At 67.5% G+C, this 23,281-nt stretch carries 11 protein-coding genes, 1 tRNA gene and 1 pseudogene; 4 read left to right on the top strand and 9 right to left on the bottom strand.

Features of this window, described 5'->3' with window-relative positions:
• The coding region (locus AC068B_RS26685) for an integrase core domain-containing protein (protein WP_478674156.1) at positions 1–327 on the top strand (327 nt) is incomplete at its 5' end.
• Between the two features lie 18 nt (positions 328–345).
• On the opposite strand, the pseudogene AC068B_RS26680 reads toward AC068B_RS26685, so the two are convergent.
• From AC068B_RS26680 to mads6, 4 genes and pseudogenes are all read right to left on the bottom strand, one after another.
• Positions 346–513: pseudogene (locus AC068B_RS26680) on the bottom strand (integrase); the annotation flags it as partial.
• 420 nt (positions 514–933) lie between these two features.
• Positions 934–6,519: a methylation-associated defense system ATP-binding protein MAD8 gene (gene mads8, locus AC068B_RS26675; protein WP_478674155.1), complete on the bottom strand. Its 5,586-nt coding sequence runs from the start codon at positions 6,517–6,519 to the stop codon at positions 934–936.
• Positions 6,520–6,523: 4 nt separating this feature from the next.
• Entirely contained in the window at positions 6,524–8,218 is a 1,695-nt protein-coding gene (gene mads7 / locus AC068B_RS26670; RefSeq protein ID WP_478674154.1) for a methylation-associated defense system protein MAD7, read from the bottom strand.
• Positions 8,218–12,420, bottom strand: a complete 4,203-nt coding sequence (mads6, locus tag AC068B_RS26665; protein WP_478674153.1) for a methylation-associated defense system protein kinase MAD6 — start codon at positions 12,418–12,420, stop codon at positions 8,218–8,220. The genes mads7 and mads6 overlap by 1 nt, the downstream gene beginning before the upstream one ends.
• A gap of 150 nt (positions 12,421–12,570) precedes the next feature.
• Here mads6 and AC068B_RS26660 point away from each other — a divergent pair, with 150 nt between their 5' ends.
• The 3 genes from AC068B_RS26660 to AC068B_RS26650 all read left to right on the top strand — a co-directional run bounded on the left by AC068B_RS26660 (position 12,571) and on the right by AC068B_RS26650 (position 16,177).
• Entirely contained in the window at positions 12,571–14,703 is a 2,133-nt protein-coding gene (locus AC068B_RS26660; RefSeq protein WP_478674152.1) for an AIPR family protein, read from the top strand.
• Positions 14,704–15,374: 671 nt separating this feature from the next.
• A complete protein-coding gene (locus AC068B_RS26655; protein WP_478674151.1) occupies positions 15,375–15,893 on the top strand; it encodes a DUF5753 domain-containing protein in 519 nt (172 codons plus the stop codon).
• Positions 15,890–16,177: a Scr1 family TA system antitoxin-like transcriptional regulator gene (locus AC068B_RS26650; protein WP_478674150.1), complete on the top strand. Its 288-nt coding sequence runs from the start codon at positions 15,890–15,892 to the stop codon at positions 16,175–16,177. Before AC068B_RS26655 ends, AC068B_RS26650 begins: the two co-directional genes overlap by 4 nt.
• 243 nt (positions 16,178–16,420) lie before the next feature.
• Here AC068B_RS26650 and mads5 read toward each other — a convergent pair whose 3' ends face one another.
• The 5 genes from mads5 to AC068B_RS26625 form a co-directional block, all read right to left on the bottom strand.
• Complete coding sequence (gene mads5 / locus AC068B_RS26645) at positions 16,421–17,845, bottom strand: methylation-associated defense system restriction endonuclease subunit S MAD5 (protein ID WP_478674149.1); 1,425 nt, start codon at positions 17,843–17,845, stop codon at positions 16,421–16,423.
• Complete coding sequence (gene mads4 / locus AC068B_RS26640; protein ID WP_478674148.1) at positions 17,842–18,615, bottom strand: methylation-associated defense system protein MAD4; 774 nt, start codon at positions 18,613–18,615, stop codon at positions 17,842–17,844. Before mads4 ends, mads5 begins: the two co-directional genes overlap by 4 nt.
• Positions 18,612–19,940 (bottom strand): methylation-associated defense system AAA family ATPase MAD3, encoded by a 1,329-nt coding sequence (mads3, locus tag AC068B_RS26635; RefSeq protein ID WP_478674147.1) that lies wholly within the window; start codon positions 19,938–19,940, stop codon positions 18,612–18,614. The genes mads4 and mads3 overlap by 4 nt, the downstream gene beginning before the upstream one ends.
• Positions 19,937–22,135 (bottom strand): methylation-associated defense system DNA methyltransferase MAD2, encoded by a 2,199-nt coding sequence (gene mads2 / locus AC068B_RS26630; RefSeq protein WP_478674146.1) that lies wholly within the window; start codon positions 22,133–22,135, stop codon positions 19,937–19,939. The genes mads3 and mads2 overlap by 4 nt, the downstream gene beginning before the upstream one ends.
• A gap of 1,063 nt (positions 22,136–23,198) precedes the next feature.
• Positions 23,199–23,275 (bottom strand) — tRNA-Thr (locus AC068B_RS26625).
• Positions 23,276–23,281: the final 6 nt, after the last annotated feature.

Genomic DNA, 23,281 nt, shown 5'->3' with positions numbered 1-23,281 from the left:
CACGGCATCACCCGCATCGAACGGGTCCTGACCGACAACGCCTGGCCCTACCGCAAAAGCTTCGCCTGGCAGCAGGCCCTGGCCGACCTCGGCGCAAGCCGCAAACTGACCCGCCCCTACCGACCGCAGACCAACGGCAAGGTCGAACGCTTCAACCGCACCCTGCTCGACGAATGGGCCTACCTACGGCCCTACACCAGCAACACCGAACGAACAGCAGCCCTGACAGACTTCCTGCACACCTACAACCACCACCGCAGCCACACCGCACTCGACGGACACCCACCCATCACCCGCGTCAACAACCCCGCGGGTCAATACACCTAGCTCCTCCGTCGGGCCATCAAGGGCCAACAGACGCTGAAGATCGGCGGTCACTACCCGGTAGGCGTTACCCAGCTTCAGTACCTTGCACGGATACTCGCCACGCTTCGCCAGACTGTAGCCGGTGCTTGTCCCCAGCGAAAGAATCCCGTTGGCCGTCTGCAAACTCACCGTGGGTGGTAGTGCCATCAAGTACCTGCAGGTAAGGGCCGCGCCGCTAACTATTCCGGGCGCCTCAGCCACCGCGCTCTCCTGACGCCGCCGGGGTGACATCAGGGCGCCTTACGTCCCCGGGCTGGCGTCCAGCGTTACCGACGCGCGTGACGAGAACCTCCACGGGCCGACCAACTTACTCGTACGAATGGTCTCGATCGGCAGTGTCCTGACCCCCTCAAGCGAGATCGATGACGGCACCAGCCCCATCTGACGATCCTCGGCGAAGCCCTCGCCAGAACCTCACCCCTGTAGCCCCGCCACCGGATGCGGGCAGCGTTCCCGACCGGTCAGGCGAGGCGGTGGCGAAGGCGGCGGAGGTAAGTGTCGATCTTCGTGCGGCCTTCTCACGCCATATGGGGCGTGATGGTCGTCGCATAACCGCATGCAATCACGTCATCTGATGGCGGTCCTGGTCGCGCCCCCGTGCCTGGTGACTCGTGGGCGGCACTGGATCTTCACCGCGCCTCGAACAAATGCCTCGTCTGTGGCCTTGCCCGACCACACAAAGGCCTCGCCAGGGTTCAGCGACGCCATCTTCTCCGCGGTCAGAGCCGACAGAGCTGCGTTCGCCTTCTGCAAGTGCTTCAGCCACGCAGGTGAGGTGAACTTGTGCAGCACCATGTGGTTGGAGAGCTCGATCAGTGAAATCGGCACCGACGGCGGATCCTGGCTGGCCACGAGAATGGACATGCCCTTGTGCCGCATTTCACGGACGCTCGACACCAGCCCGTCGACCAGGTCGGGGCTGCGGATGTACTTGTGGGCCTCGTCGAACACGACAAGCTTGTTGAACGGCTGTCCCTCGTGCCGAGCGTCGGCGAACAACTGCATGAGGACGACGAACAGACCCAGCGCCTCGTCCTCCCCGATGTAGTCGTCACGCAGATCGACGATGATCAGGCGTCCGGGCCGTACCAGATCCTGGAGCCGAGCACCGTCGTCGATGTACTCAGCGGCCAGATCCAGTCGGTCGTAGGCCAGTTGCTTGAGCGTGTCGGACAGGGAGGACTGCTCGACCCCGAGCCGGATTGTGCCCAGCGTCAGATCGTCACGGTTGGCCTTCATGATTCTTCCGAGCTGGCGGATGTAGAGGGCCTGGTTGCCGACGGCACCCATCAGGAACCGCCAGTGCGCGGCCTTCAGCTCGGACGAGGAGAACGTGAGCGCCTGTACGTCGAGGTCCGGATAGTCGCGCCTGCGCTCGTCCACCCGGTCGGCAGGAGCCAGCAGCAGGACGTCGGACAGCGCCGCGGGCTCGGCTCCGTAGCGTTCTCGAAGGGAGGCCAGCTGGTCCTGATCGCTATTGGGCCTGGTCATGCTGGTGAACTCAGGCGCGTAGTCCTGTGTGTCGCTGTAGTGGAAGACGATGCTGGCCAACGGATGCGAAAGGTGGTTAACGCCGACAGCGGGCAGGCTCGCCATCTCCAGGATCGATCCGAGGGTGTAGCTCTTCCCTCCACCCTGTACACCGAACAGGCTGATGGTGTGAGTCTCGTTGAGGTCGAGGGCGATCTTCCGGCCCGCGCTCGTACCGATCAGACCGTATTGCGCGGTCGGTTTCGACACTCCGAGGAAGATATCCGGGACCGGGGTGTTGGCCCGCGGGTCCGCCAGGAACGCATCGGCCGGCGGGGGTGCGAGTGTCTCCCGTTCTCGGTCCGGCGCAGGACCCTCTGCTCCCGCCGCATCGCCGGCGCTCTCGCCGTCCATTCCCGCGGCGGCGGCATCAGATGGTCCCGGTGCCTGCTCTGTGCCGACGGGGTGTTCGGAAGCCCGCTGCGAGGCAGGGCTCGGTGGCCCTCCTGCCGTCTCCTCCGCAGCTCCCGCGGCCACTTCGGCAGCCTTCCCCGCGGTGCCGTCGACACCGGCCGCCGCCGGTACGAACTCCTCATCCAGCACAGCGCTGAGCGGAGCCGGCTCCTCCGGCAGCTCGCGGCTGCGGTCACGTGGCCGCAGACTCCGCGTGGACTCTCCGCGTTCGATTCCCGGGACTTGCGCCTCCGCCAGTAGATGGGGTGCGCTGCGGACAGGCCCGCCGAGGTACTCCGTCTCCACGGCGTCCAGCAGTTCCGTCACCTGATGACGTCCGATCCGGTGGAAGGTGACGCCCCCGTCGCTATCGACGTCCGTGCCCTCCCCTCCCAGGTCGAAGAGGAGTCCGGTCCTGGAGAACTCCAGCGTGTAACCGTGGTCGAGATGATCGAGGAGCCACCGCGCCTCGTCGTACCCCTTTTCGTCGAAGAGGCCGTAACGGTTCGCACGCGCGAGGTAGTGGCCGAGCAGCGAGCGGAGCGTGAGGTTCTGCAGGGGACGGTCGGGGCGCTCGACCAGCGGGTCGAACTGTGCGGCCAGGATCTTCCGGCTGTTGTCAATCTGCTGGCTGATCTGTGTCTTCTTGGCGTCGTACGCGCCCAGACCGCCCACTCCAGTGAAGCACTTGACCTCGATCAGTCGGCACACCACGACCCGGCGCTCGGCGTCCAGGTCGAACAGCGCCAGGTCGGTCCGGTGCAGCCGCACTGCACCGTCGCCGGCGGCGATGCGTCGCTGCGCCTCGCCGTAGAGGTCGGTGTGCGCGTCGAGCGGAATGAGGATCTGGTTGTGAAGCACGCCCTGGTAGCCCAGGTACAACCGGGCGAGCGCCAGTCCGAGCACCTCAGTGCGGCTGCTGCTGCCGAGCGCGGCGAGCTTGAAGGCAAAGCTGCCGGAGAGTTCCCTGAGCTGGTCGAAGAAGGTCGCCACGTGACGCGGTTCGATGCTGAGCTGCTTGTCTCCCAGCACGGGCCCGACCAGCGCGCGCAACTCGTCGACCGATCGCGATGAGACCACGATGTGATGGCCCATGCCGGGTTGGGCGGTCGCCGAGTAGTCGATGACGTATTCGGGCCGGTCCGCCCGCCCGTGGTCGAAGTACTCAACTCCGAGGGTCCGGTCCACTGTGACGACCCAGTCGCTGGTCTGGTGCACGTCGTGCAGGAGAGCCTTGTCTTGGGCTGACAGGCGCAGCGTTATCTGCGGCAAGTGTCCCGGACGCGGCTCTCCCGACGTCACGGCGACCACGGCGGCCGACAGGGCTTCGGGCAGTGCCGCCATCAGGTCACCGGTCTCCTCGGCGCCGGGCACGGGGTCCGTGGCGCCGTGGCGGGGCTGACGGCTCCACGCCACGGACTCCTCGTCCTCGGCGTAGTGGCTAGTCAGCTCCTGCACGAGACCGTGTGCCGCCGCCCGGCCCGAGGTGCGGGCGCCGGGCGCGATGTCGTATTGCTCCCCACCGAAGGGGTCGAACAGGATACTCAGGTGTGCGGGGAAATCAGCCGCGCGGGTTCGGAGGTCCGCGGCATCTCGCACGACGACGGCGAGCTTGGGGCGCAGGGGATCGCCCGGTGTGCCGAACGGCTCCGCGGCGGCGGCCCGCGGCCCAGACCCCGGCGAGAACAGATCGGTAAGCGCCTCGCCCACCCACGGCTCCTGGGGACGGTCCGTGAAGAGGCGGACGGTGTAGCGCAACCGGGCCAGCTGCCTGCGGCTCTGCAGCTCTGTCAGCATGGATGCCAGCAGCTCCCCCCGGCCGACGCCGAGGGCGTTGATGACGAGGCCGTCCGCGTACGGGTGGAGGCGCACATACCGCTCGACCCGGTCCGCAAGGTCGGCGCCGGTGATCATGCCGGAGGCCGTCGAGCCGTCGCTCACGCCCAGTGCGGAGCCCAGTCGGGAGACCGTTCCGCGGGGATCGGCCGTCTCGCTGGGCAGGCAGACCTGCCAGTAGTCGGTGAACTGTCCGGCTGCAAAAGTCAGTTCGCCTGTGGTGAGCGGCACCACGAGCGGGAACCCCAGGGGCGCGAGTCGTTCGACAAGACTGTGCAGGGTCTCCAGTACCCGGTCCTTGTCCTGGCCCTCGGTCCGGTCGAGCCAGTGGTCTGCCAGCGTGGCCTGCCCGCACCACCACAGCACCCGCAGCGGATGAGTGGGGGCGACAAGCACCGCCTGACGTAGCCCGTCCTGCGCATCGGCCAGATCCACCGCGACGGTATCGGTGCGCAGCAGGAGCGCGAGTTCGACCCGGTCCCGCTCCGAAGTGCCGCCACGGGGGTTCTCCAGCGCGCGGACGCATCGCGTAACCGCTCTGAGATACGCCTCCGCGCAGCTCTCCGCTTCCTTGCGGACCATGCGGGGGTCGGTTCCTTCCACCACGAGCGGTGCGGAGCCGTCCGCGTCAGCGCGTACCGCCGCGAACAGTGTGGCGCGCGCTTGGAGATAGCCGCCGAAGTCGCTGCCTTCGGCAGGGGTGACGGCCGGGCTCTCGTCGTCGCTCAGGTTCCACCGTCCCGAGGCGTCGACGCTCAGCCGGGGCCCTTCCAGGGCGTACGGTCGGGCCAGCATGCGTTCCTCGGCCTCGGCAAGGGGTGTGGGAAGGTCGACGGTGACCGGGCCTGCGGGACCGAACTGGGCCCGCAGCGGGCGGGTCCTGGCCGTGCGGGCTCCCCAGCTCACCTCCCGGCACGACACCCGCCACGGATCGCGACCCTCAGCCCGGGCGGTGAAGCGCAGCCGGTTGATCGCCTGGGCTAGCCCTGGAGCGTGCTGGGAACGCTGGACCGGCGGGTCGTCGAACTCTCCCTCGGGGACGACGTAGAAGCGGTCGCTCTCGTGCGGCCGGTGTGTGCTGTCGGCGCCGGTCACCCGGAGGGCATCGCCGTTGGCGTCGAGTGGGGTGACCCTGACGAAGTGCCACCCTTCCTCCCAGTCGGCCTTGCGGCCCTTCTTCAGCTTGATGCTCGTCTTGTAGACCGTCTTGGCAGTCTTGGCCACCGCGAGCGTGGTGGTGAAGCCGGTCGGGCTCACCGTGCTGGCACCGCGGCCCTCATCGGTCTCGTTCTCGCTGAGGATCTGGAGGGAGAAACGCACGAGGCCCGTGATGTGACGGGGATCGGGGTCGACGGTGAAGGAGACGGGGAGCGAGGAGAGCCCACCGGGCAGCAGATACTGCCCGCCGAAGAGCCTCTCCAGCGCGGGATGATTGCGCAGGTCGTCCTCGTTCTGGCCGGCCTTGGGCAGTACCGTCAGCTCATGGACCTCAATGCCGACCTGCTCGCCTCCGGGAGCATTCTCCTGCGGCCAGTGGTGGAAGGCGAGCGGCCAGTTGTCCGGGTCCACGGCGATCGCCCGGCACCAGCGGGACGGGGTGTCGAGGCCGGTGCGGGCGGCGAACCGCACCAGTCGGCGTACGAATTCTTCTCCCGCCGACGAGTTCTGTGGCAACCCCAGGCTCAGGACGCGCTGGCGGTCGGTGGATGTCGCCTCCGTGAGCTTGGCGACGGTCCTGCGGTTGCGGTCCGCCTTGCGGCCCACCAGGGTCATGTCCTGGAACAGGCCGAAGTCGGGGATCAGTCCGAGCAGATAGACGGCCGCCCCAGCCGCCTCCGGGTCGTGGTCGTTCTCGCGCAGCGTCAGCAGGTACCGTACGGCAGCCCGGTCGTCAGTCGCCGCACCGCCGTCCGTGATCTGGTCATGGCGGTCGAGCAGTTCGGTGACGGGCTGCCGCAGTGCTTCTGGCAACGCACGCAGTAGTGACGCCCTGAGCTTCGCGTGGACATCATCCAGGGAAAGTTGCTCGAAGGTGGCGATCCCGAAGGAGTCCTCGGCGCTGGCGCGGGTGCCGGGTGGGACGAACACCAGCAGCGGGGGCCGGAGTCCACCGCCCTCGTCGGGGTTGCGCAGTTCGACGAGTTTGGTGCTGGTTACCGCGACGTCGGCGGGAGTACGGCCGTCGCCGCCTCCCAGGACGAACACCTGCGCGTCGGGCACGAGGACCCGCAGCCCGCGTACCAGCCGGGCGGCGAGATCGGTGTCGAGGTCGCCCAGCCGCATGCAGTGCCCGGCCTGCCTGCCGCGCAGCACGGCCGCCAGCCGTGGCAGCAAGGCGTGCTCCAGGGCGTCCCGCCACTGTGCCTCGGTGATCTCCGTCAGTCCGCGTGCCATGCCGTCACCTCCCGCCCGTCGTAACCGCGCCGTCCAGAGAGATCGTGAATCTGGGCGTGATCACCTGGGTGAGGTAGGCGTCCGACAGGTCGCTGTAGAAGCCGATCTCCCGCATGCGGGTGGTGAGCGCCTCGGCGTTCGACCGCAGAGCCGCCTGTTCCTCAAACCCGGAGGTGGGAAAGCCGTCATCGGCCGGCAGCCGGTCGACGTGGAGCCCGTACCGGGTGCGCAGCGTGTCCATGAACTCGTCCAGCCTCAACTGCTCGGTGTGGTAGGGAAAACGGGAGCGTGTGCCGCGCGGATTGGGCCGAAGCAGCGCGATCTGGACCAGGACCTCCAGTAGTGCGCTGTCCATGACGAAGCGTCGGCGGCCCCGGTGGGGCTGGGTGATGACCGCGCCGGGACGGTTCTTGAGCAGCAGCGAGTCGATGGTCTCGACGATGTAGTCGTAGTGGTACTTGCCCCGGTACGCCATGATCAGTTCGATGTACTTCTCGAATGCGCCAAGGCCCATCCCGGCGCTCAGCAACGGCCTTACCCCTTCAGGCTGTTCGTCAATCGAGGTCTCGTCTAGGAGGGTGTCCATACGTGACGCGAAGAACTGCTCACGCCGCTCCTGGTACGCCTCTCCCGCGTACCGCAGCAGCTCAGCGACGGTGAAGAACCCTCGGGACGGTCTGGTGATCTCCTTGGCATCGGCCAGGTGATCGGCGAACTCACCCAGCTTGCGTACCACGTAGCCCGCGCGCACGAAGCCGGGGACGCGCCTCAGCCAGACGTCCGCACTGCGCTCCGCGAGGGCGGCGACCGGGGTGCCGGGCACGCCCGCCGCGTCGACCAGCAGCCCCACCCGGAAAGGACAGCTCGCGAATCCGCCCGCCAAATCGTCCATGGCCGAGGGGCAGTTGTCCGGTCCGCAGGTCGGTTCGGCCGCGGAACGCTCGACGGCGGACGGTAGCAGTTTCATTGCCTTGAGCTGGCCGAGCGCCAGGTGGAACGCGAAGAGGATCTTCAGGTGCTCGACCATGACGATACGGGGCAGCAGGTCCTGCAGGGACAGCAGTCGCAGTACGTCGTCGGCGAGCAGGTCGGACTGTCCCGCGCACAGTGGGGGCGCCGAGTACCAGCCCTTGACGGTCGCCGGGGAGTCCTGCTTCACCTGGCTGTTGAGGTGGAGCACAGCCTGGGTCTCGACATCGACGCCGGTGCCGGCCAGCTGGGTGCCCAGGGCGGGGTCGAGTCCGGTGAAGAAAAATGCGCGGATCTTCTCCAGCGCCATCGTCCCGCGACCGCCCCGTGCGTTCCGCAGCATCTCGTAGAGCTGGGCGTCAGCTCCGTAAGCGCGGGAGTGGTGGTGGTTGCGGAACTTGTACGTCAGGCCGTGCAAAGGACGCAGCCCCGCGACCGCCTGGTTGGGCCTGCCCCGGTTGACCATGTCCAGAAGCTGGGTCTCGATCCAGCGCCGCGCGATGTCAGGAGAGTCCCGGAAGCCCTGGAACTTCTCGGCGTGCTCCTGGGCGCGGAACTCGTCGACGAACTCGTTCGCCAGCGTCTTTCCCCGCACCATCTTGCTGGTCTGGCCGTTGTGGTTGACCCGCATCAGAAACCCGGTCAGAACACGGTCCATCTCGACACGCTTGAACTCTAGGTAGGACACACCCAGATGACGGAATTCGCTATCCCTCTTGCGCAGCACCATCAGTTCCCCTTCGTCGCGGCGTCGTCCGCCGCACCCACCGGCCCGAGCCTGAGCGCTCCGTCCGGCAGCCGGGTGATCCGGTGCGGCACACTGCCCGGTGCGGTGAGCAGCACCTCCTGGTAGGAGGTGGCCGACAGCGCGTTCTTGAACACCGCCAGGGCGAGGTTCTGCCCCTGACGGTCCTCGACCCCCGGCTGATACCCGGAGTGCAGCCGGTCTAGGAGTTCGTACAGGTCGAGGCGGATCACCAGTTCCGCGTGGTGCTCGGCGGATCCGTCCGGTGTCTGTCCCCGGTACTTGACGACGATCTCGCGGGGGCCGGCCTCCACGTAGGCGGAGGCCGGGGGCCTGCCGACCTCGATGGTGAACCGGTCGGCGGGGAACAGCCGGTGGCTGCGGATGGTCCCCCCTGGCACGGACCTGACCTGCAGCGCCAGGGCCCGTTCACCGTCGTACAGGGCCCCGGGCAGCCCTTCACCCCGGTTGACAGCCTCGATGATCCGGTCGAGTTCCGCCTGGCCGGGTTCGCCCGCGGTGAGGAGGTCCAGGAACCGTCCCCCCGCACGGTAGCTGAGCAGGGCTTTCCAACGTTCGCCGTCCAGGCTCTCGAAGAAGAAGCGGCGCCGGGCGGCGGCGAGGTAGACGCGGTGCGCGGCGGCTTCCGCCGGGTCGGCCGACGGGGTGCGGGGCAGCGCCGCGAACCGGTCGCCGAGCAGTTCCGCGTCATGGCTGGCGCGCTGGTCGACGGAGATCAGGCTGTGACCGCCGTCCGGGCCCACGTAGTCGAGCTTGCGGTCGAGCTGCGGGTCAGGCACGGTCGCGACGTCGAGTTCCCGCAGCTGGGCGAGGAGCCGGTCCTGCTCCGGCTCGCCCTCGGTGTGCAGGCCCGCCCAGCTGGTGAAGTAGAAGCTGTCCAGACGCTCCTGAACGCTGTCGGGGCGCTGGTAGAGCGCGTGGATCTGAGCACAGTCCCGGCCGGAGGTGAGCATGTAGGCCAGGGCGGAGCGCAGATCGCGCAGAGTGATGTGGAGTCGCCCGCGCAGATGGGTCATCCGGTACAGGGCGGCGAGCCGCTCGGTGATCACGGGGCCGGCGGTGGGGTGCGCGAAGGTCTGCGCGTTGTGCCGGGCGTAGCAGCGCGGCGCCAGGTCGCAGGAGGCGCAGCCGCTCCAGTGCCGGGGGTCGGTCATCGCCTGGACCATACGGTGCAGGATGGAGTCCCCAGTGCCCTCGGGCTCGGCGACGACGTCCCGCGCGTTGAGGTTGACGACGGCGATGCCGTGCTCGGCTCTGCCGCTGACCAGCCCTTGGCGGACGGTGTCCGCCAGCAGCGGATAGCGGTCGGCGTGTGCGGTGACGAAGTCAGTCAGGCGCCCTTCGTTGACGGCAATCAGCCGCGTCTGGTCCTGCGGCCAGGCAGCGGCGTCCGTTCCCTGGAACGGCGAGAGGAAGGCGTCGAGGACGGTGTCGTTGTCCTGGCGTCCCTCGTCCTGGCTGCCGTCGTGGTTGGTGTGGAAGGTGCGGCCCCGGAAGACGAAGTCGTCACCGTTGACACGTTTCTCGCCCATGTCGGCGTTCCGCTTGACCGCCTCGACGGCCAACTGTTCCAGAAAGGCGGTCTTCCCGTCACCGGCGTTGCCCGTGATGACGACCAGCAGGTGCCTGCCCGCCAGGACGTCGTCCCGCAGCGCGGTGTCCAGGGCGGTGGCCACGTACAGCGGGAACTGCGCGGGATCGAGCCCGCGGGTGCCCGCGTTGGTCCGGGAGCTCTGGCTGTAGAGGGTCTGGAGATGACCGACGAACGCATTGGTGCCGTCCCGTCCGGCTCCCGTGGTGCAGGCCGGCTCGGGCTCCGTCCGGATCCGCTCGTCCTGCTGCTCGCTGCCACGCGTGCTCCGGACCTCCCCTATGGCTCGTACGGCCGCCAGGAACGCCTCGGCGTCCGGGAACCGGTCGGCACGGCGTGGCTTGACAGACCTCAGCAGTACGTCGGCGAAGGCACGGCTCAGGTCGCCCAGACCACTGATCTTGCGCGGGTCCAGCGCCTCCTCGTCCCTGGGCGGCTGCGCACGTCCCGGCCAGGGATATGTTCCGGTGAGCGCGATGTAGGCGGAGACACCGAGGGCGTACAGGTCGAGGTCGGCGAGTTCCGCCCGGGTGGGGCGCTGCCGGGCGACGGCGTCCGGGGCCTGGTAGCGCGGCGAGCCGAGTGTGGGCGTCAGGGTGGAGTCGACGGACACCGCCGCGTTGAAGTCCAGCAGCTTCGTGCCGTCGGCGGTCCACAGCAGGTTGCTGGGCTTGATGTCGCAGTGGTAGACGCCGTTGCGGTGCAGATGGTCGAGCCCAGCCAGACAGTCCTCCAGCAGCCGCACCACGTCGGCGGCTCCCAGTCTGCGCTCGCGGGTGGCCGAGGCCTGAAGGTCCTGCCCCTCCACGAACTCCAGCCGCAGATAGGGGAATCCGCCTTTGGGTAGCCAGTCGGCGTCGATGACGCGCACCAGGTTCGGATGCGTCGGCAACCTGCGCAGAATCCCGTACTCGCCCTTCAACCGGACGCCGACCGATTCCGGATCACTGGTGATGATCTTCAGGACCTCGTCGGTGTCATCGAGGGTGTTGAACACCTGGTAGACGACACCGAACTTGCCCTGTCCGAGCTTCTTGCGGACGTGGAACTTCTCGGTGAGCCGGAACCCGGACGGCAGGTCTCGGTAGTTGTAGGGGTTCTCCCAGTCGAAGGGCTCGTCGGGCGCCCCGGGAGCCGACGCCCCCGATCCCCCTCCGTCGCCGCGGCCCGCACCGCCGCGCACCAGCCGCTCCAGTTCGGCGATCGCCTCCCGTGCGGTCGGCCGCAGCGCCGGATCCGCGGCCAGCAGCCGCCGGACCAGCTCCCGTACCTCCGGCGTGACGTCGGCCCCGTCCAGGCTGTCGACCAGGCGGTTGCCGCCCGTCACGAAGGGCAGCTCCCCCGTGTGCAGTTCGTGGAAGAGCACGCCCGCGGCGAAGACGTCGGAGGCTGCGGAGAAGCCCTCGGGACCGCTCAGGCACTCCGGCGCGAGATAGGCCAGGTCGGCGCGCTCGTACGCGTCCATGGCCACGGTCCCGGCCCGCTTCTGCCCGGTGTGCGCGTAGTCGAAGCCGGTGATCATCGCCGTGCCATTGCGCGCCACCAGAACCGCGTCGGGGGTGAGGTGGCGGTGCACGACCCGGTACGCGTGCGCAAGCGCGAGCCCGGCGAGCACGCCGGACATGATCCGCCGTCTCGCGTCCGCGCCCTGGGTACCGGGCCCGCCGACCATCCGCACCCGCAGTGCTTCGGCGTGCACGTCCTTGAGGACGACCGCGTATCCGGTCTCGTCCTCCAGCGGCAGCACATGCACGCAGGGCACGATGTGCGGATTGGGCGGCAGCTTGTTGAGGGCCTGGATCGGATTGCCGATCCGTTCCCGCTCCCGGGTGTGTTCCTCCTCCGGCAGCAGCGGATCGACCGTGTGCACCTGGACAAGATAGGTCCCCGAGTTCGGCTGGTCCGGCTGCACCGCCCGGTACACCGACACCCGGTCCTCGGCGTCCGCCTCCGCCCCGGCCTCCGGCGCCGGATCCGCTTCGACGAGCGTCTCGACGGCCTGGTAGTGACCGAACCTGGGCAGTCCGGGCTGGGCTCGCGACACGGCGCCCAGGGCACGGGCGATGTCCTCGTGCAGCCCGGCGATCGGGAAGGCGGGCCCGGTCTTGGACGGGCTGTGCGCGCGGAGAAAGGGAACGAGGTCATTGAGCAGGACGGTGTTCTTCTCGTCCCGGTTGTCGTGGTCGATCAGCTCCGCGTCGTCGAACGGGAGGATCACCAGCTCCTCGCACCACACCGAGCCGAGGGCCGCCGAGATGTGCGACTGCCGCAGCAGGTTCGCCACGGTCTTGGCGTGCTCGCGCAGCTTGCGCACCGGGCTGGGGAACGGCGCACGCCTCTGGGGGAACCACCGCTTGCCCCGTACCTCTATGCGCCCGTGCGTGCCCTTGGTGTCAGCGATGTAGCAGGCCGTGTCGGTGAGAATCGCGAGGTCGACCTCGAAGCACTGACGGCCGCGGTAGATCTCGAAGTTGGAGATCACGGTCCACTCGACGGGGCCCTCGTCCCGGAGATGGCGCAGCACCATGCGCTCGGCGTCGTTGACGGGCTCGCCAACCTTGATGATGCGTGCCATGAGTCCCCCGGGGCCCGTCCGTACCGTTCACGTGCGTGCGGACGCGGTGCGCACCGCACTGCCATGTGCCGAAGTTACTTTAGTACCAGGGGCCGAACCGATAGTCCGGATAGAGTGTTTGCCGGTCAGATCGGTGACGGGGGAGGACACATGTCGCAGTCGTTCTACATCCGCAATCTGAGCAGACGACTGATCGAACGATTTGAGCCATTCATCGACATGACGGACGAGCCCGGGATCTCGGAGAAGAAACGGAAAGAGAAGCTCCTCAGTCGGGCGGTGGCCGCCCTCGCAGTCAAGCGCGAAACGGGGTACGCAGACCGGGAAGCGGCCCTGTCAGTCATCGACGGCCGCGACGACTGGGGAATCGACGCCATCGCGGTCGAACTGTCCGCGTCGGGTCAGGGCGGACGGCCGCACATCACGCTGGTCCAGGCGAAGTGGAGCGAGAACGCCACCGCCGGCTTCGGGCAGAGCGAGGTCGGCCGTCTCTTCCGTGGCCTCGACTACCTGATGAACCTGGAATTCAGTCGGTTCAACAAGCGCATCGAGCAGCACACGGAAGCCCTTGAAAAGGCTCTGGACAGCGGCTCCCCCAAGATCACCCTGCTGCTGGCCCTGGTGACCGACACCGACCTGCACCCGGACACAAGGGTTCTGCTCGACTCTGAGGTCAAGAAGCGCAACTGGGCTGAGGAGATGATCGAATGGCGGGTTGTCGACCTCCGCGGCCTGTACCGGGAGATCCTCGGCGAGCACGCCGACCGGAAGATCGACCTGGAAGCGTGGGTCGAGGGCGTTGGCCGGGAGGAGATTCCTTTCACCGCCTACTACGGGACGCTTTCCGCAGCCGAAGTCGCCGAGTGGTATGAGACCCACGACCGGCATCTCTTCGCCCGTAACATCCGCGACTCCCTCGACACCGACGTCAACGACAAGATTCGCGCCACCCTCCTCCACGAGCCCCAGAACTTCTGGTACTTCAGCAACGGCATCACCCTGCTGTGCGACCGGATCCGGAAAAAGGGCAAGGGTGCCTTCTCTCCGGGCGCGGGAGCGGGATTCGTTCTGGAAGGAGCCAGCGTCGTCAACGGCGCGCAGACGGTCAGCGCCATGTACCGGGCCATGCAGCGGAATTCGGCCACAGCGCAACACGGCCGCGTCATGGTCAGAATCATCTCCTTGGAGAACTGCCCCGAGGGCTTTGGCGACCAGGTCACCCTCAACACCAATACCCAGAATCCGATCGAGGAACGAGACTGGAAGTCCCGCGACCCGATCCAGACCGGGCTCCGAGACGACTTCGCACTGTCTCTCGGCCGCACCTACGTGGTGAAGCGCGGAGAGTCGGAGCCCGCCCCCGACAGCGGCTGCACTATGACGGATGCCGCGGAGGCCCTCGCCGCGACCCACCGCAATCCCGAACTGGCCGCGAAGGCCAAGCGGGACATCTCCCTCCTCTGGGAGAAGGCGAACTACCAGGAGATCTTCGGCCGGACGCTCAACACTGCGCCGAGCGCGCAGCAGGTGTGGCGCCGCGTACAGCTAGTACGCGCGGTGAAGGCAGCCCTAGCCGAGCAGAGCGACGACCTCTTCGGCAGGGCCGCGAGTGCCGCCAGCAATGGTGACCTGCTAATTAGTCACGTCGTCTTCCAGAACCTGGACACCGACGGCCTCGAAGACGAGCACACCGACTGGGAGACCCAGTTGGCGCGGGTGCCGGAATTGGTCGAGCGGACCCTGGGGTGGCTGGTGACCATCATCGATAAGGCGTACGGCCCGACCAGTCAGATGCTGACCAGCATGCGCACAGCGGAGCGTGTACGCCTGATCTCGCGCCGCGTACTGGAGTCGATGCGCTCAGGAGAGGCCGCGCCGGACAACGCGGATTACCGTGTCGAGGAGCGGCCCCAGGGCAAGCCGGCCCGCTCGACCAACGCGACCAGTCTCATCGTCAAGGCCGAGCGGATTCCACCCGGTACGGGTCTGGAGTTCCGGCCGGTCACCCGCCCCGACCGACTGGGCCTGGGTGCCTGGCTGGCCGAGAACCCCGACCGCGGCCGCGCGACCTGGCAGCAGAACACGACCAGGCCGCTGCGCTGGGCCGCCGACGGCCAGTCGTACGCGCCCAGCACGCTGGTCCGCAAGATCCGCAAGGAGGCCATGGGCAATAGCCAGCAGGTCCAGGGAACTCTGTACTGGCACATTCCCGGCGAGGGATCCCTGGTCGACCTGGCCGCAGAGCTGCGGGCCGAGGATGAGTTGACCGCGGGGGACTCCTGACTGCCTAACCCGTCTGCCTGTTCACCGGCCTGGGGTCCGGCCGGGCTCAGGGACTTCTCCAGAGTGGCCCCGCCCAGCCGGAACCACCCGGTCCAGCGCGGTGGTCCACCCCAGGCCACCACCGACGACCGGGCGGAGGAAGACGAGGCGGCGGGCCGGGCAGGCGGCGGACCCCGACGGTTCGTGGGCGGGCTGATAGCGGAGTACGCCCCTCAGCGTGCCCTCGCGCCCGGTCCGCTGTCCCGGACCAGGCTGCCGACGGGCATGCCGGGGAGGCCGGCGGGTGGGGCGTAGGCGTTCGGACTCTCCCGCCCGGCGGACCGCTTCATAGGATCTCTCTTCCCCGAGCGGCGGGCATTGGCCTCAGCGGCACGGGCAAGTTCGATGTGCTCAGACCTCGCGGCCCATTCCCGGCCCCCGCCCTTGGACCGCAGGTACACCTGACCCGGGTTGCGCTCCATCACCACCCCGTAGCAGTTGCGCGCGGTGTCGTGGGCGAGGTCACTGACGACGGGGGCCGGTGGGGCGTGAACCATCCCCTCCGGGGACCTGGAACAACGGGACCAAGGAGGCCGCCCGGATGGCGATTGGCGTACGTGACCTCGAACCCGCACGCTCGGCGAGGGAGTTGTACGGCACTGAACTGCGTCGGCATCCGGCAGCTGGCGCGGATGTCACTGGACCGCCTGTCGGAGGTGGTCAACTACAACAAGACCCACCTGCACGGGGTGGAGACGGCGGAACGGCTACCGTTGCCGCCGATCTCGGAGAAGCTGGATGTGGCTTTCGGGACGGGGAGTTGTTCCAGGGGCTGTGGGGGGGCGGTCAAACGGGAGCACACGCCGCGTCGATTCGTTCATTGCTTGGAGCTGGAGGTGAGGGCTGCGCAGATTCAGGAGTTCGGCGCGAGCACCGTTCTCGGGCTGTTTCAAACGCGGGCGTACATGCAAGCGTTGCTGCGAGAAGTCAGCGCAGCCCCGGGGGAGATCGACGGCCTGATCGCAGATCGCCTTGGTCGTCAGGAGGTACCTCGCGGTGACAAGCCGCCGGACTTCTGGGTGATCCTCGACGAGGCCGTACTGCACAGGGATGTGGGCGGCAAAGCAGTCATGTGCAAACAGCTTGCAGCCTTGTTACCGCTGGCGAACACCTCGCGCATAACCATCCAGGTCGCGCATGTGCGTTCATGAGCGGCACCCTCATCTTGCTCACCCACCCGGACAATTCCACCACCGTGTACGAGGAGGGCCACCGCAGCGGGGAGATCTTCGACGACCGAAACACCGTCACGGAGCGCCTCCGGGAGTTCGATCGCATGAAAGCCTGCGCCCTACCGCCAAGGGAATCTGCAGCGTTAATCGAGGCGGTGATAGAGAAGCTCAAGCCATGGGAGCCACCCCAGACCTGTGCACCTCAAAGTGACGTAAGGCCAGTTACAGCGGAAACGCGGAAGGGGCTGCCTGTGTCGAGGTAGCCGCCGCTATCCCGGCCCTCATCATCCCCTCCGCGATAGCAAGGTGCCTTCACCCCCGTACTGGCCTTCACGCCGGACGCCTGGGGCGCGTTCGTCGTCGCACACAAGAGCGGCATGACACCGATCCTCAGACGCCTCCGCCCACGGGCCGCTCCGCAGTGGGCCGGGGTCTCGGGCCGTCCTGCTTGTTCCTCAGCTGTCAGGGAACAACACACCCGCGTCCGTAGACGGACCGGCTCAACGTCACTCAGTCGCGCTGTGCTCCAACACCGCCCGCTCCAAAAGCTCCAGGGCCCGGTCTTCCTTCCGGTCGGCCTCATCACGCATCTGGTAGGCGGTGCGGATCGTCTCCGCGATGCGTTCGCGATCGGGCGCGGTGAGGACGGGGACGGGAATCTGAGCGCGGAGCCCCTCGTGAATGTCCTGCTGCTTCCCGCCGGTGGACATGGAACGCAGGACGCGGAACATAGCCTCCGAGCGGAGGAAGGCGAAGAGGTAGGCGCCAGGGATGTCTTGAGTGCCCGTTACTACCCGGAGAAAGTGTTGGGTGTACGCATAGTCAAGCCACGCTCCGGTGACAAACATCGCACGGCAAAAGACCTCGTTCTCACCAAGCGTGCCCTGCGAGGGAATCATGACCGTTTCGTCCTTGGCCAAGATTCCCGGCGGAGCTTGACTGGGGCTGATCCAACGCCCCTCGGGCCGGATCCAGAACCCTTGCCTCTGCCCGATCAAGCGAACTGCGCCGCCGTGCCCCGGCTCCGCATCAATGCGCTTGAAGCGCACGCCGGAGCCAAGTTTCCCTCCCTTACAAATCTCACCAAGCGTCACATGGTCAACGTCACGCAATCGCTTCAAGATCCGCTCGGCCCTCGGTTGGAAGTTGAGCGCCCGCAACGTCGCAGACGTCAACCCCCGCCGCGGGAAACCCAGGTCCCGCCCCTGTTCATGCCACCGTAGGTCCAGCAGTTCCCCGAGCCCCGCCGTGTTGAACAGATCCTCAGTCGCTGTGATCACTCCCACCTGGAACTCGGACCTCAGAGTGGCAGCTTCCTCCATCAGGTCGTGGATCGCCTTCTCCACCACCGGATCGAACCGCGGCACCGGCAACTCCGCAACATGAGGCGGCTCGATGTGCCGAATGATCGCCCCGTAGGCCTGGCTAGTGACGATAGGGACACCAAAGCGGCTGCGCAGGAACGTGTTGAGGTACCCCGAGGGAATTCGTTCCGGATCAGCCACGACCCTCATGACGTCCTCGCTGCACGCGTATCCGTCGATGTCAGGGCGAGCGTACGCGATCCGGCCGACGTTCCCCGATCGCGTGATCAGAGTCCATCCGGCTCGGATAATCAGGCGAGGGTATTGCGCGACAAGATTCCTTGAGATCAGTGGCAGGCTGGAGAAGTCCGCCTCCATAATATCGGTGCTGGAGAAGAACCGAATCCCATGCTCAGGTGAGGTAACCCATCGGCGGGGCGGTCGACCAGCGTGAAAGATGCCCTCCCCACCACGCGTGACCTCGCGCAGCGGCACCGTAACCGGCAACCGCTCCAGCAACTTCCGCGCCTCGAACGCCCCCGAAAGATAAGGCGCCGCGTCCATCCGCAGCCCCTGCTCCCGCAGCCAGCTCAGCCGTACCGGATTGTCCATGGACGCGATCTTCACTGCGCGTACTCCGTCGTCGTGTGTGCCGTCGTGGTCTCGGCCGGGAACCAGTCCGCGAGCGTCGCCATAAGGTGCTGGAACGACGCGTCCGTGCAGCCGCGTACGGAGGGGACCGTCTCCGCGTAGCGCCGGAAGATGCCGTTGTTCTTGGGGCCGGTGTACTTCTTCTCGTGCAGGTATTCGACCGCGCGCTTCGGGTCGTCGGGTTTGGCCTTGCCGGGTTCCCACAGGCCAGCTTCCTGAAGCACCTGGCGCGGGGTACGCTCGTCGCCCTTGCCGGGGGGCCGCCAGACGAGGGCCTTCTTGATGGCCGGGGTGTGGTCCGACCAGAACCAGTTCTCCAGCTCCGGTTCGATGACCACGACCGCGAACTGCGGCCAGTGGTCCTCCAGTTGGGCTGTGATGCGCTTGCGGATCTCGTCGGGGGGCAGCGGGTTGTCGTAGGCGTGGTCCTGCACCACGATCGCGCGACGGTACTCGCCGCGCCAGGGCTGGAGTAGCGCACCGGCCCTGAGCGGCAGCTCGGAGTCCTTGTGCGGCGCGAGCTTGATGTCCCGTCCGCCGTCGAAGGCGAACGGACCGCAGCCGAGCTTGTGGTGGATGTCCTTCCGTGCCAGGAAAGCGCCGATCATGGCCTTCATGCCCTGGTCAGCGACGTAGAAGACGACGTCCCGCTTCCCGGACTCGTCCGGCGGGCCGGTCTGCTGTCGCGGAACCAGCGCGGTAGATCCGTTCCCGCGCGGTACGCGCCGCGCGGCCCCCTTACTCACTCGAACACCCCCGTCGCGAAAAGCGTCCCTAGATCGAGATCCCCACGCCAGTCGGCCAGCCTCGGGTGCAGGTCGCCCCGTACGACGGTGACCGCGCCGGTGTCGTGGTCGACGCGGGTGGCGAGTACGTCGGGCAGCTCCACGTTGGCCAGGACCAGCGGGGACTGTGTGGCGACGAGCACCTGACAGTCCCGTACGGCCTGCAGCGCCTGCATGACGATCTCGATGGCCTGCGGGTAGATGCCGTTCTCCGGTTCCTCGGTCACCAGGAGGGCCGGCGGATCCGGCATGAAGGCCGGCAAGGTCAGGGCGAAGACGCGCAGGGTGCCGTCGGACAGGCCGGAGGAGGTGACCTGGTGGCCGCCCCCGTAGGTAACGCGGAAGTACACGTGGCGATCGTCATCGCGCTCGACGACGTCGATCTCCCGCACCTGCGGCAGAGCGATCTTGACCAGGTCCACCCAGGCGTCGTACAGCTCCTTGTCCTCGTACTTGAGACGCAGTGCCAGCCACGGGGTGTTACGGCCGACGGGGTCGAGCTGAGGCGTGCGGCCCGCGGGCGGAGCGGCCTGGCGCAGGGCGGCCCAGTCGGGGGCGTAGGACAGCGTGCCCTCGCGCAGCAGGCCGCGGAACCACAGGGCCGCGGGGAAGTGACCCTCGTCGAACGGAACCGTGTCCAGCGCTAGCCTGCTGTGCGGGCTCTGCCAGGTCAGCGGGGGCTGCCCGCCGGCCTCAGAGGTGAAGCGTGAGACCCGGCCCCCGGTGCGGGCGATCACCGGGCGCCAGCTCTCGTCCCAGGCCCACCGGACGCGATAGCTGCCACCCCGGCCGGTGGCGATCTTCTCGTCCGGGTCCTCGAAGGCCCGCTCTCCCGGTACCGGACGCACGGGATGTCCTTCGGGGAAGAGCACGAGGTACTCCGCCGCGATCTCGATGCCCCGGCCGTTGTCGACCGGAGTGAGGTACAGCTCGTACCGCAGATGCGTGGGCAGCGGGAGACGGGGGTTGCGGGTGGCCTCCGCGAGGACCTCGGTGACCTCGTCTGGAAGCCGCGCCTCCACCGCGAAGCCGAAAGCGGTGTCCCTCCCCTGGTAGACGGGCTCGGTCAGGGACTGCGCACGCGGCGGACGGCCGGTGCGGGCGGACGGCCGCAGGAAGGCGTCCTCGATGCGCTCGGTACCGAGCAACTCGGCGAGCAGAACCGGGATGTCGAGCAGGGTGCTCTTGCCCGAGCCGTTGGCGCCCGCCAGCACGTGGAAGCCGGACAGATCGACGGCTAGGTTCTCGAAACAGCGGTAGCCGTACGCCTCGATACGAGTGATCATGCGCCAGTGTTCCAGGGGAACTCGTGGGCGTACCGCGCGGCGAACTCGTGGTAGGCCTTGGCGATCTTCGGCAGGTCATTGTCGATCTTCTGCACGCTGCGCCGGATCTCCCGCGGCATCTCGACTCCACCGATCCGCAGGATTTCGCGCTCCACCTCTTCCTCGGCCACCACCTCCCCGTCGGGGGTGCGCACGTAGACCTTGTTCCCTCGCCGGTCCACGCCGACCTTCTCCGCGACCGCCATGAACACCGGGTAGTCGGCGGCTCCGAACTCCATCTCCTCCTGCCGCTCCTGGTCGGTCTTGCGGCGCAGGAAGAGCAGGGTAGTGAGGATGTTGACGTTGGCCTCGGCAATGAAGGTCTCGACGGGGAGCTCCACGCTGCCCAGGACCCAGCACTGGTCGAGGATGAAGCGGCGCACCGCCTCGTCGGCGGGGCCGGGGTTGGACAGGATGCCGTTCGGCAGGACGATGCCGATGCGCCCGCCCGGCTTGACCCACTCCACGGCACGCTGCACGAACAGCCTCTCGGGGGAGACGGCGGTCGCCCCGTCGCCCCTCGTCAGCTCGCCCTCGCTGTTCTTCGCCCAGGTGTAGGCCACACCGTACTGGCCACCGCTCTGGCGGAAGCTGTTGAGGATCATGTCCTCGGAGACGGGGATGTCCGAGCCGAACGGCGGGTTCGTCATCAGGACGTCCACCGCGCCCAGCCTTATCTGCGGGAAGCCGAACGCCTCGTCGTTGCCCGGCAGATGGCCGTCCGGGAACGCGAGCGAGTCCATCTGGAAGGCGTGTCCCGCCGTATCTGTGAGGGTCATCAGGCTCATCACGGTGGCCCGGCGCAGGAAGGGGTCAAAGTCAGCCCCGAAGAGGTGCTCGTCCGCGTAGGCCGCCAGGCGCTGGCGGTAGTCGGCCATCTGCTGGGCGAGTTCCTGGGCGTTGGTGAAGGTGCCGTTCTCGGCCTTCTGCCACTTCCTCAACAGGTGGTTCAGGGTCTCCCGCAGGAAACCGCCGGTTCCGCAGCAGGGGTCGAAGACGGTCTCGTCCTCCTGCGGATCGAGGATGTCGACGACCAATTTCACCGCTTCGTTGGGCGTGAAGTACTGGCCACGGTCGCCGCGCAGGTTGTCCCCGACGAGTTCCTGGTACGCGACGCCCTTGGCATCGATGTCGGTCGTGCCCAGGTCGTACGGCGCCAGTTCACCGACGATGAAGGTGAGCGCGGGGACGGACAGCGTCAGCTCGTCACGATTGTCGAAGAGCCCCTGCTTCTTGTAGAAGTCCTTAACCTCTTCGAAGAGATTCTTGACCCGGGCCGCCACCTCTGGACTGCCCGCCCTGCGTTGGGCCCCGCTGGCCGTGGTCTCGGTCCTGACCAGGTCCTCAATGTCGATGCGGAACCGCGGTTCACGTCCGTGCTCACGGACCATGCGCTCGTCGTAGATTTTCGCGAACAAGACGTAGAGGAACTGCCAGAACGCCGCGTCCTTGGGAAGCCCCTCGTTGCCGTGGATGTAGTTGTGGCAGCGCCGGAAGGCGAAGCGCAGCATGTACTTGTCCGCGCGCCGGATCTCCGCCAGGGAGGACGCATCACGGGCGGCGTCGAAGGCCATGTCGTCGCCGCGCGGCCAGTTCGGCAGGGGGCGGAAGCGGTCCTCGAAGCGGAGCTCCCGACCTTCATCGTCCTTTTTGAGCCGCTCCACGAAGTACAGGTCGATGTCATCGGTCCACAGGCCCAGATGGCACTGCGGCCCCGCCACGCTCATCAGCGACTGGAGCTCTTCGATGTCTTTCGTCGCCTGCTCGTGCGTACGGATCTTGGTGACGGTGCGGCCCGTCCGGGGACGCGGCTTGGTGATGACGATGCGCCGCAGATACTCCAGGCGGTGCGGCTTGTTGGCCTCGAAGACGGCGATGCTGACCCTCTTCTTGCTCTTGCGGGTGCCCTCACCGGCCGGGATCTCGATCGCGTAGTCCCGCGCCATGTCGTCCGGATTGATCCCGTACTGGTGCACGAGGACCCGGGCGATGTGCTGCCTGACCTTTTCACCCTCGGTCAGCTTGAGGACGTCCTGGCCGGTGATGTAGTCGATCGTCTCGTCGTCACCGAGCGCGCGCGGCGGCAAGACACCCCCGGACCGGTTCTTGGGCTCCTCCGGTACGGAAAATCCAAGGCCCAGCTGCTCGTCCGCCATAACCGTCGTCTGCTCCGTCCCGACTTCCACCACGCCCGACCTGTGTGTTGCGACGGGCCCATCCACTGTGCGGACCCACCTTACGGCGTGCTGCGTGACAGGGATCGCGGAGTGAGCCGAACACCGCGCGGTGGGCCGCGCGGACGCCTCGAAACTGCGGCGCTCCTCCCGGACCCGCCGACGGCACTTCACCTTGGACACTCGGCCGCCGTCGGCAGCGGCAGGACGAGCGGGCGGTGGCCGGCCGAGGACCGCATCGACGCATACGCCCTCAGCCATCCCGACCCATCTCCCCGGTGAAGACGGCCGCCCCCTCGGTTCCCGCCGGCGGGTCGGACGAGTCGGGCGGCAGGAGTAGGGTCGTCTCCGATCCGTCGAAAGCGTGCAGGGCGATGGTCGCGCTGTTCCACCCCCGGCTCATCGAACCGGGCGGAGCCGCTACCCGGACCGCAGCGTTCTGGAGGGCGAGACGGGCCCCGGTGGCGCGCTCCGCGAGCAGCGCGCGGTAGCGGTCCGAGGGCGCAGTCGCCAGGCGGCGTCGTACCACTCCAGTCGAGGGCGTCGACGCCGCGGACGCGGTACGAGGCGGGGCGCGTACGGCGCGTTGGCCCGCACCAGGCGCTTGCTGCCGCAGAAGACCAGCACACTGCCGCCGTCCGCGGACGGCGGCGCCTCCACGCAGCAGATCACACCGCCGACCGGCGACGCCATGCAGCTTGGCTCGCCCTACTGGGACGCCGCCAGTGAAGCAGCGCGTCGTCGCCCGCGCCTCAGGAAAACTCCGCCGCCCGCGCGATTGTCCAGATGGCACGACTCTCATGCGAAATCCGCGAGTCTGACTGAGAAGCCATCTGCATGCCTGGCCACCATGTGACCACCAACTCGAACTGGACAGGGCCGGGGAGATCAGCAGCCATGAACAAATGCGGAGGACGCAGCCCCGCAATCCGCACTCCACACCTACGCATTGCGATGCACTGACTGCACGTGCCCGATTAGCCCGAATCCCAAGGTCGACAAAAACAAGATACCCCAGGTCATAGGCCTGACCTGGGGTATACCATGGAGCCGCCTTCGGGATTCGAACCCGAGACCTACGCATTACGAGTGCGTTGCTCTGGCCATCTGAGCTAAGGCGGCGCGCCG

The organism is Streptomyces sp. NPDC042371 (assembly GCF_056437465.1).
Note: the sequence above shows the minus strand (reverse complement) of the source record. Positions and strands in the feature narration are given on the sequence as shown.

Coding starts and splice junctions, on each gene's coding strand:
- mads2 (WP_478674146.1), bottom strand. CDS start 22,135: ATGGCGGACGAGCAGCTGGGCCTTGGATTTTCCGTACCGGAGGAGCCC.
- mads6 (WP_478674153.1), bottom strand. CDS start 12,420: ATGGCACGCATCATCAAGGTTGGCGAGCCCGTCAACGACGCCGAGCGC.
- AC068B_RS26650 (WP_478674150.1), top strand. CDS start 15,890: ATGAGCGGCACCCTCATCTTGCTCACCCACCCGGACAATTCCACCACC.
- mads7 (WP_478674154.1), bottom strand. CDS start 8,218: ATGGTGCTGCGCAAGAGGGATAGCGAATTCCGTCATCTGGGTGTGTCC.
- mads8 (WP_478674155.1), bottom strand. CDS start 6,519: ATGGCACGCGGACTGACGGAGATCACCGAGGCACAGTGGCGGGACGCC.
- AC068B_RS26655 (WP_478674151.1), top strand. CDS start 15,375: ATGTCACTGGACCGCCTGTCGGAGGTGGTCAACTACAACAAGACCCAC.
- AC068B_RS26660 (WP_478674152.1), top strand. CDS start 12,571: ATGTCGCAGTCGTTCTACATCCGCAATCTGAGCAGACGACTGATCGAA.
- mads3 (WP_478674147.1), bottom strand. CDS start 19,940: ATGATCACTCGTATCGAGGCGTACGGCTACCGCTGTTTCGAGAACCTA.